This window comes from Brevibacillus invocatus, from assembly GCF_003710915.1.
GTDB classification, from domain to species: domain Bacteria; phylum Bacillota; class Bacilli; order Brevibacillales; family Brevibacillaceae; genus Brevibacillus; species Brevibacillus invocatus.
The window spans coordinates 1-9,740 of sequence record NZ_RHHR01000080.1 but is presented as its reverse complement, the minus strand read 5'-3'; the positions used below and the strand labels follow the sequence as shown (position 1 = coordinate 9,740).

General features: G+C 44.0%; 11 protein-coding genes and 2 pseudogenes. 9 read left to right on the top strand and 4 right to left on the bottom strand.

All coding sequences use genetic code 11. The annotated features are described in order from the left end of the window. Window positions 1-191: 191 nt before the first annotated feature. A complete protein-coding gene (locus tag EDM52_RS23985; protein ID WP_122911411.1) occupies window positions 192-419 on the top strand; it encodes a hypothetical protein in 228 nt (75 codons plus the stop codon). A 34-nt stretch (window positions 420-453) separates the two neighbouring features. On the opposite strand, the gene EDM52_RS23980 is transcribed toward EDM52_RS23985, so the two are convergent. Together EDM52_RS23980 and EDM52_RS23975 are read right to left on the bottom strand one after the other, a co-directional pair. Further along, a complete protein-coding gene (locus tag EDM52_RS23980) occupies window positions 454-831 on the bottom strand; it encodes a hypothetical protein (protein ID WP_122911410.1) in 378 nt (125 codons plus the stop codon). 54 nt (window positions 832-885) lie between these two features. Further along, window positions 886-3,555, bottom strand: a complete 2,670-nt coding sequence (locus tag EDM52_RS23975; protein ID WP_122911409.1) for a coiled-coil domain-containing protein — start codon at window positions 3,553-3,555, stop codon at window positions 886-888. Between the two features lie 59 nt (window positions 3,556-3,614). Here EDM52_RS23975 and EDM52_RS23970 point away from each other — a divergent pair. The 3 genes and pseudogenes from EDM52_RS23970 to EDM52_RS25795 all read left to right on the top strand — a co-directional run. Further along, window positions 3,615-4,331: pseudogene (locus EDM52_RS23970) on the top strand (SPL family radical SAM protein); the annotation flags it as partial. A 37-nt stretch (window positions 4,332-4,368) separates the two neighbouring features. Continuing rightward, the gene (locus EDM52_RS25800) at window positions 4,369-4,827 is read left to right on the top strand and encodes a DUF421 domain-containing protein (RefSeq protein ID WP_420866961.1); all 459 of its coding nucleotides are present in this window, start codon (window positions 4,369-4,371) and stop codon (window positions 4,825-4,827) included. A gap of 38 nt (window positions 4,828-4,865) precedes the next feature. Beyond that, complete coding sequence (locus tag EDM52_RS25795; protein ID WP_338075431.1) at window positions 4,866-5,144, top strand: DUF421 domain-containing protein; 279 nt, start codon at window positions 4,866-4,868, stop codon at window positions 5,142-5,144. A gap of 5 nt (window positions 5,145-5,149) precedes the next feature. On the opposite strand, the gene EDM52_RS23960 is transcribed toward EDM52_RS25795, so the two are convergent. Continuing rightward, window positions 5,150-5,911, bottom strand: a complete 762-nt coding sequence (locus tag EDM52_RS23960; protein WP_122911408.1) for a hypothetical protein — start codon at window positions 5,909-5,911, stop codon at window positions 5,150-5,152. A gap of 332 nt (window positions 5,912-6,243) precedes the next feature. After that, window positions 6,244-6,465, bottom strand: a complete 222-nt coding sequence (locus EDM52_RS24895; RefSeq protein ID WP_183185341.1) for a hypothetical protein — start codon at window positions 6,463-6,465, stop codon at window positions 6,244-6,246. Window positions 6,466-6,531: 66 nt separating this feature from the next. Here EDM52_RS24895 and EDM52_RS23955 point away from each other — a divergent pair, with 66 nt between their 5' ends. The 5 genes and pseudogenes from EDM52_RS23955 to EDM52_RS25380 all read left to right on the top strand — a co-directional run. Then, complete coding sequence (locus EDM52_RS23955) at window positions 6,532-7,245, top strand: AAA family ATPase (protein ID WP_122911407.1); 714 nt, start codon at window positions 6,532-6,534, stop codon at window positions 7,243-7,245. A gap of 134 nt (window positions 7,246-7,379) precedes the next feature. Further along, entirely contained in the window at window positions 7,380-7,946 is a 567-nt protein-coding gene (locus EDM52_RS23950) for a sigma-70 family RNA polymerase sigma factor (protein ID WP_221175577.1), read from the top strand. Beyond that, window positions 7,943-8,809 (top strand): DUF4367 domain-containing protein, encoded by an 867-nt coding sequence (locus EDM52_RS23945; RefSeq protein WP_122911406.1) that lies wholly within the window; start codon window positions 7,943-7,945, stop codon window positions 8,807-8,809. The genes EDM52_RS23950 and EDM52_RS23945 overlap by 4 nt, the downstream gene beginning before the upstream one ends. 171 nt (window positions 8,810-8,980) lie before the next feature. Next, window positions 8,981-9,319 (top strand): YmaF family protein, encoded by a 339-nt coding sequence (locus tag EDM52_RS23940; RefSeq protein ID WP_122911405.1) that lies wholly within the window; start codon window positions 8,981-8,983, stop codon window positions 9,317-9,319. A 254-nt stretch (window positions 9,320-9,573) separates the two neighbouring features. Further along, a pseudogene (locus EDM52_RS25380) lies at window positions 9,574-9,740 on the top strand (IS5/IS1182 family transposase); the annotation flags it as partial.

Here is a 9,740-nt window from a genome sequence, read left to right as displayed (position 1 = left end):
ACGTACGCTATCGCACAGGGAAGAGGGCCAAAGTTCATTTTGATTTGGTAACTCTTGTTTATAATGCCGCTAAATTAGCCACTGATCGGATTCGTAACGCACTGGAAAACAAGAAGCCAGTCGCGGCTTAGTTTTTAAAAAAGGATAAAGAAGAGATTGGGGCAGTCTGTATATTTTTAAGATGAGCAATTATGAAATTGATTCACCTTAATAAAAAAATAAATGAATTAGACACTCTTCAAGCCTGGAGAGAAATAAAGATATATAATCCTGCTGAAGAAAGAAAAAAAATAAATAATGAATTTAAAAAATTAATAAATTCGGCTAAAAACAATTCGGCAAGTTCATACGAATCAATCGAACAACTTCAACAAATTGTCGCCGATTTATTAACTTTCTACGAGCAACAGATAAATTAAAGCGGAGAGGCATTTGCCTTCTCCGCTTTTATAATTACAGAGCTTCTTTGATTTCAATCAGATCGTCGATGTCTGTAAACCAATCAACAAGAGTTTTACCACGAATTAGTTTTCTACTGAATAATCTCCAATCGCCGGTTTTTAGCTGAAATTCCTTCAAATAGAGCCCTGTTGTTTTATAAGGTTTAGTGGATATCGGTTTAAGATAAATTGTATTTTCACCAATTGTTAAACCTTCATGAAACCAACGGTAAGCCGTCTTCTGCGTTTTCCCCGTTGAAAAGGCGACTTCCCTTGTGCCTAGTTCGTCTATATCTAATACTGAATGATAATAATCAGGAATAAAGTCCAATTTAAAGCCTAAAAACCGCTCAAGCTTAGCTAGCTTCCGTTGAAATGTGTGCGCGTCCATTTACTCTCTCCCCATTTATGTAAAGAGGGGCTTTGGTAAGCCACTCTTAAATATTTATGCCGGTAAATCCAAAAGTTGTTTTAACTGTTCGACGCGCTTTATGACTTTCATGCGGGCGTTTCGCCAATCGTCAAATTCCTCTTTCGACAATCCCTTAGGAGGATTTTTTGACTGCTTTAGCTTCGCTTCGAGTATGGCAAGCTCGTCAATCCAATCCTGTTTCTCTTGCGCTAACATTTCCCGGTTTTCCTTTAGTTCTTGTAATTTTTGATTTTGTTCCTCCAATGCCTTTTTCTCTTTTGCACGCTTCGCTTCTTCAGCCTGGAGTAATGTTGTCGGATAACCCGTTTCGGCTGCCCAGGCTTTAAATGCTGAGAAATCACGATCAAGCGATTTGAATCCAATCGTACCGTAAAGTATCCGAAACACGTCGTCCGACTGTACGATAAATCCTTGATTCGTCTTACGGTAGTTTTTCTTGCCCGTGTCAAGGTTTTTACGTTGTATATCGTGGCGCATTACGATATCCGCGACCTCTTCTAACGCGGATTCGGGAAAAGGTAAATACGTTGCCGTTTCAATCCATTGGTTCAATGTGTGCCGACCATCGTGGAAGGTTAAATTGTTCCGTTTGTCTTTCGGCAGGAAATCGAAAGACATTCGAATATCAGAGATAAACTGCGTTAAAGCCGTATGATTCGAAAAGCAACGTAACGGATGGCTAATGTCCATTGGGTCTTGTAGCTTTTCTCCGCCTTTTCGCAAGTAATCTTTAGGTCGGAATATATACCCGTGACCTTGCTTGTAAGCAAACTCTTTGACGAAATACTTTCCGTTTTCTTTGACTTTTTTCTGAAAATGGAAAATTCGGTTTTTTACATACCCGTTTGCATACGTTCCATCCTGAAGTTCCTTGTGTTTTTCAAAAGGACATAACGGGAACAAGAAACGCTTTAAATATTGTTCGTAGTGGTCGGTCACATCCGGCGGTACTGGGAGATCTTCCGATTCATGAGAAGGTCCGTAGCCGCCTTTACTCTTGACGTCAGGCATTTTAATCTTGCCCCATCCAGAAGTTCCATCCGGTCCTTCAAAACGCAACGGAAGCCCTGTAGCGGGGTCGTGAATCCAATCCTCAACCGCGATAACTAACGCTTCGGACGCGCGTAGACCCGCTTTACTGCATAACTCCCAGCGCAAGAGAAATTCAAGTCCCAGTTCATCCATGATAGCTACGCAAATTTGGATGTATTCGAGCACTGTCAAGAATACGCTGGAAGATGATTTGCCACTCCACACTTCTCCCGGTATTTGGCGCATAAGCGCTTTTAAATGGGAAAAGCTATCTTCATACTCACTATCCAACAAAACAAGTTGTTGGCTTTTTAAAACCAAGTGAAGTAACTGTTCGGATGACAAATCGGTAACAGACTTACCTAAAATATCGTTTCGAATTTTCCTTTTTTGCGATTTATTTTGCTTTTCTTCTTGCATCAACACAAAGCTAAGAAATTTAATTAATAATCGTTTTTGGTTCCAAAATGAATAGGATTTAATGTCTTTGATGACATAGTTAAAATCCTCTATATCGAGGTTTAACCAACTGTCAAACAAATTAACGTCCCATTCTTTTAATGCAGCTTCGTTAGGTGCTAATATACGGACTGAACCGTTCTTTTTGTAGAGGTCGTCATGCTGAATCCCACATCTGCCGGCAGTTATTTTTCCGGCAATATTTAAAAGAACTTTTCGCTGCTCATAGGCTTCTTCTGCCGTCCATTGGTCATCAAAGACAACGTCATCAGAAATAATGATTTGAGGCGACGCGCTTTGCATATGATTGACGAAACGATCAATAAGCGAAACAACTGACGGGTGTACCAATTTCTCCATATCCGGCTTTCCTAAGCCACGCGATATTAATTCCCCGTAATTGTTTTGGAATTCTTCACGCTTTTGCCTGAACAGTTCAATAACCGTCTTTTCGTGGTATAAGGTATTATTGGCATCCATGCGAAATGGTCCATCATCAACCTGTAACAGCACAGCCTTTGAAAAGTGATCATCATATTGGCGGAAAAATTCAAAAAAACGCTCGCGTGAATATTGAAATTCATTCGCAGAATCAAACAATTCACTAGGCTTTTTATACTCTTTTCTAATTTCTTTAAGCCTATCTACCAAGAATAAGAATTGATTGTTACTACCGCGAAACGCAACGTAATCTTCTCCCGCTTTATAATACAAGCCAATCTTCTTAAGTTGGCGTTCTTCGCTTTGGCAATCAGCGGTAACTGCGCTTTTCAGCAATCTCTGACCTACGCCAAGAATCCTCGCGGCTTCGTAAGTGCCTACGGCGTCGCCGAGCGTATCACGCAAATCATCGGCTGTCGGAAGCTGTTTTTCTTTTTCTTTTTCTTTAAGGCGCTTATCACGAAGCTCTTCTAATTTTCTAACAGAGAATAAATATTTCTGATTTGAAGGAGTCTTCCGATAGGCTCCGATGCTCGGATCATAAACAGTCAACTCAGGTACATCCGTGATATTGACTCCAATTACATAAACAAAACCCTTATAAAGCGTGTTTCTTCTTTTTACGATATTGGTAGTCGTAATGGTACCTTGTAAAATATTTTTAGCTTCGATCCAAGTACATAGCGGTGTTTCTTTGACAACTTCTTCATAAGTTAATAGGTTCTTCTTTGGTTGAATAGCGGTTAACATACTAAAATATCCCTCCAGTGTATGTAGTATGTCCCGTATCTACCCATTGAATCCCTATTTTTGTCCGCACATACTGCTATGTCCGTCAGATGCCCGTTTCGCTCTTTCACGAAAAGGAATGGGGCACATGGGTCCATATCAAGGAAGGAGCTGCCTCCCTCCTGCGAAAAGAGCTGCCACGCGCCAAGGCAAAAGGAAAGGTCACGATCTTTATGTCTTCCAGCACCGATCCTTATCAACCCGTAGAGGTCTCGGCGAATGTCACGAGATCCTTACTGGAGGTCATGATCGAGCATCCCCCCGATTTTCTATTCGTCCAGACCCGAAGTCCGCTGGTACGCAGGGACATCGATCTGTTGCTGTTGATGAAGGATCGCGTGCGGGTGAGCATGACAGTGGAAACAGACCTGGAAGATATTCGCAAGGCTTTTACACCAAATGCACCTCCCCTTTCCGCGCGCTTCAAGACCCTCGAGCTTTTGGCAGAAGCCGGAGTGCCTACGCAGGCGACCATCGCTCCACTGCTTCCGAGCAGTGAGCAGTTTGCGCACAAGCTGCGGCTACTGGTTCAACGTGTCTGCATCGACGACTATTTTATGGGGGACGGCAGTGGCGGCAAAAGAACAAAAAAGCTGGGGATCTCCTCCCTATACGAAAAGCTGGGCTTGAGAGAATGGTATGATCCAGCCGCTTACCGCATCGTCTACAACAGACTGAAAAGCGTTTTTCCAGAAGAACAGCTCTTTTTGAGCCAGGAGGGGTTTGCTCCTTCATGAAACCCCTTCATGTGGACAAGCACTGGTTTGTTTCAAAATGGAAACGGGGATACTGGAAAGCAATGGAATGATGAAAAATACCATTGGTGGTGTACAGATGGATTCCCAGATTTTCGAAATTGTCCTCCGCTCCATTCTTGCCTTCTCCATTATGATGATCATTGCTCGCATCCTAGGAAAGCCGACGATCTCACAACTGACCTATCACGATTTTGTTGTGACGATTACATTAGGAGCCTTGACTGCGAATTTGACCTTTAACACACAAATGAAAGTATGGAACGTGATCACGGCTCTCCTTACCTTCACTGTCATTGCTTATGTCCTCATGTATCTTGCCATGAAGAGCCGGAGGATTCGCAAATGGGTAGCCGGAGAGCCTACAGTCCTTATTGAAAATGGAAAGATACTGGAAGGCAATATACAAAAACAAAAGTTAACGCTGGATACCCTGATTCAAGAGCTGCGCGAAAAAAATATTTTCGACGTAAGCTGAAAGTTAGAAGAAAGCAGCTCTTTCCGGTTGAACTGATCATGGACGGACAAATAATCGGGGATAACTTGAAAAGCAGTGGATTATCACGTGAATGGCTTATTGCCCAGCTAGAAAAAGAGGACACTCTCCAGAACGCGTCAATTATGCCGTTAGAAGTACCAATGGCTCGCTCTATATTGATTCCTTTGAAGATCACATCCGTCATCCGATCGATCGGGAATAATCGAGGCACATATCGATGTGAAATAAAAAATACAGCCTCCTTACCTAGAGGCTGCTTGCGGTTGCTGTTTAATCGAAATAATTGCCAAAGATGATTGAGTTAAATGGCTTTCATCACATAACCATCCACCGAGGATATGTAATAGGTGGTTCCCTCACAATCGAATTGATAAAAGCGCCCAAACTCACCGGGCGTATTTTCCATTGTCTTCGTCCCTACATATTGGACGGAGGTTACGGGATTTTCAAAGCGCGGAAATTGCTTCATGTAAGTCGTCGCTTCCTCAATGGACAACTGGAACCCCTCTTTAGGGATCTCCTCGCGCTGTCTTTCATCGAGTAGCCATTTCCCTTCACTGTTGATCAACGTGCTAATCTCATAGTACCCGCTGTTCAATTCGTTCGCGAAACCCATGTTTTGCACCACGATGCGATCGGACGTTTGTTCGAGAATCTTCGTACGTGCCTCTAATGCACCTGGTTCATAGTAAAAGAGATACATAGCAGTCAGCCCGGTACGAACCTTATAAAATTCCTCTAGCTGTTCCAGATCCATAAAGTGGTCTGTCATGTGACTTCGCAGATTTTTCCGAAAATCCTCGTAGGGAAGATCATATGTTTGAGCTTCCTCCAACTGTTCAAAATAATGGTTGGAGATCTCCAGCAATCGATTGGCAACCCATTCGGCGCTCTTTGCTTCTGCTACAACGGTTTGCGCCTGTGCTCCGGGAGCGGAACTCGCATCCGTACCTGGTGCTTCAGACACAGTTTCTGCCTGTTCCTGGGGCTCTGTTACCTGTTTCGTACATCCCATCACGAGAAGAATCATGGCCAGCAAAAGTAGGGTCACGAGTTGTTTCATCGTTTCCTCCATTGTGTGCGACATTTGGCTCGATTTTCAATTTGCATTGATATCTGCTTCCTCGCAAGAAAGCTGCAAGTTGAAATCATGAACATTCCTGTATGATCATTCCATGCCATCAATGACTCGAGTCTACCACTATCTTACCAGTCTCGTACATGTTTTTGCGCAAATTTAGGTCTCTTTCCGTGCTAAATAGAAAAAAAGACCCTCGTTGGCAGCGAGGGGTAAAAAAGGCTCTTAACAGTGTACTACCATTAATATGTCCGGAAATTATAGAGATTATTCTCTTGATTTCCGCTTATTAACTTTCTGTAGAATCGTTATTCTCCCTAGCAAATACAGGTTTTTCTCTTACGCCCCACTAGCCCTGTTCCCTCTATCTTTTCCAGATACGTTGTGGCCATCGGGACTTTACAAGCGGTATCGCCGACATCGACATGAACCGTGCCAATCGAATCGGCTACTTTCATGGCTTCCTCGTATAAGGAAGCTATTGAAGCTCCTACAGCAATCACACAGCCATTCATCAACAGATAGTTCGGTACGCTCAAGTGGTTGAAGCAACGGAAATCCGATATGATAATGAATAGAAATAGATAGATGTGGAGTTGAGTTGCATGTATCTAAGAAGTCTTGAACTCCTGCGGGGGAATATACCTGACCGGGATTCCTATCCTTTTTCCATCCCTGCTGTACGAGCTGGTGCTTCCCTGTCCTTTCGAAGCAACGTCACCTTTTTCGTGGGAGAAAACGGTTCAGGGAAATCTACCATTCTTGAAGCGATTGCCTACCAATGCGGTTTTCATACGGCTGGTGGCGGAAAAAATAACTACTACGAGGTAGACGCTTCCCAGTCCGCGCTCGGCGACTATATCCGACTCTCCTGGATGCCGAAAATCTCGAACGGTTTTTTTATGCGAGCAGAGACGTTCTATCATTTTGCTTCCTATCTGGACACTATGCCGGAAGGCCTGCGGCACTACGGTGGACGCTCCTTGCATGAACAATCGCACGGAGAAGCGTTCCTCTCTCTTTTTAATCACCGCTTCGGGAAAAAGGCGATCTATTTGCTGGACGAGCCGGAAGCTGCCTTGTCCCCTGCACGCCAACTGGCGCTACTGCGCATCATCAAAGAACTGGAGAACGACGCACAGTTTATCATTGCGACCCACTCTCCCATCCTGCTCGGGTATCCGGATGCACAAATTCTGGATTTCGACACCCATCCCATTGCTGAAATTCGCTATGAAGACACGCTTCATTACATTTTGACCAGACGATTTCTCGAGAACAGGTACAGAGTCTTGGAGGAGTTGTTTGAGGAAGACTGATCGTTGCCTCCTTGATCCTGCCCCGTTATAGGTGCAGGATTTTTTTTCGTGTTGTAATGGAACCTCCTATTTCGCGTACTAACTGATGAATTGCTTAGCGGATAAGTAAAATTCCTTGGAAAGGAGTTTCCCCCTTGCAAGAGCGCGCGATCCCTCATCCATATATTCAAAAGGAGCTGCTTAGCTCTATCGACGCTGAAGCTACGTTCACGTTGATTTTCGAAACCTATTACAAAAGAATTTACAACTACATCCACTATCGTGTGAATTGCCATTTTACTGCCGAGGATCTGACCAGCCAGGTCTTTGAGAAAACGATGAATAAAATCAATACCTACTCGCCTAGCAAATCTCCCTTTGAGGTATGGCTGTTTGCCATAGCCAGAAATGTAGTGAACGACCATTATCGAGGTCAAAAGAAATGGGATTTGTTTTCGCTGGATGGTCTAAAAGAGCTTGTCTCCGGGAGAAAAGGCCCCGAAAGCTTGGTCATTCAAGGGGAAGTAAACGACCGATTGCAGCAGGCCCTCCAAACACTCCATACCAGGGAGAGAAATATGCTTGCCTTAAAATTTGGCGCTGAGCTGAAAAACACGGAAATCTCGCAGCTCATGGGTATCACGGAGGACAACGTAGGCGTCATTTTGTACCGTACGATGAAAAAATTAAGAAAAACACTGGGGAGTGTGGAGCTGGAATGAGTCAAAAAAAGCAGCATCAAGGATTTGCGGAAGAGTGGGATTCCTTTTTAAAGGACGACCAAAAGAAAGCCCTGCACTCCGCAGAATATCGGGAGCTGTTTGAGATCGGCCAACTGCTGGCAAACCAGGATTACAGCAAGCAGGGTGACAAAAAGGCGATCTACCTTGCCCTTCTGAACAAAGCGGATAGCGAAAAGGAGAAAAGAAATATGAAGACAAACAAACGTATTTGGAAAAGCTTTGCGACGGCTGTGGCTTCCGTAGCCCTGATCGGAGGAATTAGTTTACCTGTCATTCAGCCTACCTTTGCATCCGAAGTCATGGGAAAAATTTTGCACACCATCTCACTCGGACATATCACCATCTCACAAATGGAGGCACCTCCTGAAAACATCGCTGTTTCGATCCCTGAAAATAGGAAGGACCAGATTGCCGTGTCCAGCCAGGACGGTCCATCCCATGAAGTAAACACGCTGATTGTTCAGGATTCCAGTCAGCTCGATCAGTACACCATGTTCAACGTGCTGCTTCCCAGCTATCAGCCTGAAGGCTACACTTTTGATCGCGCCGAATTCTATAAGGATGAGCAAGGAGTGGTCAAAGACTCCAAGTACATTACGATCTATTATAAGAATCAAGCGACAGGCAAGGAGATTTTCTTGCAGCAGCGCCATGCGGATAAAGAAACTGCCTATTCCGGAGCATTTGATGCCAAGATTGAAGCTACGAAAGTCAATGATGCGGATGCGATCATGATCGGGGAGCATTCCGTTGACTGGGAAGCGAACGGGGTGATCTATAGCCTGACTGCCAAAGAGCTGGATAGAGAAGAAGTCTTGAAGATCGCAGAGTCGATTCAGTAAAGCGGAGCCCACATCCTTTTAGCGGTGGGGGCTTTGTTTTTTACCGTATGGCTTTTTCATTTGACTTTCATTGACATGGAACTGTTTCCTGCTAATAGACGAATGCCCGTTTCAAAACGCCCGTTCTGTGCATTTACTATGGGTATATGGAATGCAAAGGGGCGTTGCTGCATGAAGGCTAACCACAGTCATACGTTGCGCTTTATTAGATATACTGATATGCCTGGTCATCTGCACGGTTATGACACACCGACAACCATCAATGATCATCACCGCCATCGGCTGCGTGGAAGGACGTCGCCTCCACAACCTGATGGAAATCAGCACGTGCATTATTATGAAGGGACCACCACATTTGAAGATGGACATGTGCATCACTACAGTGGTTGGACCGGTCCCCCGATCCCATTGCCAGATGGAAGCCACTACCATGAATTTTCCGGGCAGACCACGTACGACGATGGACACATGCATGCTTACCGTGGGGTAACGAGTGAGGCCTTTTTATAATGCGATTGTTTGGGGATGACCCGGTCTTTTGTAGGACCGGGTTTTTCTATTCGCCTTACATAGGTATGAATCGTTCGCTACATGTCATTTCTCGCTCTTCTATGAAAATCAATTATATTGTAATATTTGAATCGATTTCATAAATTTGAGCCCTACGGGCTCAAGGTTTTTTGAGCATAGAAAAAGGAGTACCTCCCCAAATCTCTAATAAGTTAAGTGCAACCAAAACTTATGAGAACAGGAGGTGACTCCCAATGTCCATTATAAGACAAGGAAGCCTGTTTGATATACAAGAATTATTCGATTTAGAACCTCCCAAACGATTTGGAGCGATTTTTTCCACCCTTGACATCGATCCGATTCTTTGTGTTATCTCCAAAAAGTCGATCTATGGAGCTCCTACTGAGTTGAATAATGCTGC

Bases quoted from the DNA above. Each gene is read 5' to 3' on its own strand.
- EDM52_RS23940 (WP_122911405.1), top strand. From the start codon at position 8,981: ATGAAGGCTAACCACAGTCATACGTTGCGCTTTATTAGATATACTGAT.
- EDM52_RS23955 (WP_122911407.1), top strand. From the start codon at position 6,532: ATGTATCTAAGAAGTCTTGAACTCCTGCGGGGGAATATACCTGACCGG.
- EDM52_RS25795 (WP_338075431.1), top strand. From the start codon at position 4,866: ATGGACGGACAAATAATCGGGGATAACTTGAAAAGCAGTGGATTATCA.
- EDM52_RS23960 (WP_122911408.1), bottom strand. From the start codon at position 5,911: ATGAAACAACTCGTGACCCTACTTTTGCTGGCCATGATTCTTCTCGTG.
- EDM52_RS23945 (WP_122911406.1), top strand. From the start codon at position 7,943: ATGAGTCAAAAAAAGCAGCATCAAGGATTTGCGGAAGAGTGGGATTCC.
- EDM52_RS23980 (WP_122911410.1), bottom strand. From the start codon at position 831: ATGGACGCGCACACATTTCAACGGAAGCTAGCTAAGCTTGAGCGGTTT.
- EDM52_RS23985 (WP_122911411.1), top strand. From the start codon at position 192: ATGAAATTGATTCACCTTAATAAAAAAATAAATGAATTAGACACTCTT.
- EDM52_RS23975 (WP_122911409.1), bottom strand. From the start codon at position 3,555: ATGTTAACCGCTATTCAACCAAAGAAGAACCTATTAACTTATGAAGAA.
- EDM52_RS25800 (WP_420866961.1), top strand. From the start codon at position 4,369: ATGGAAACGGGGATACTGGAAAGCAATGGAATGATGAAAAATACCATT.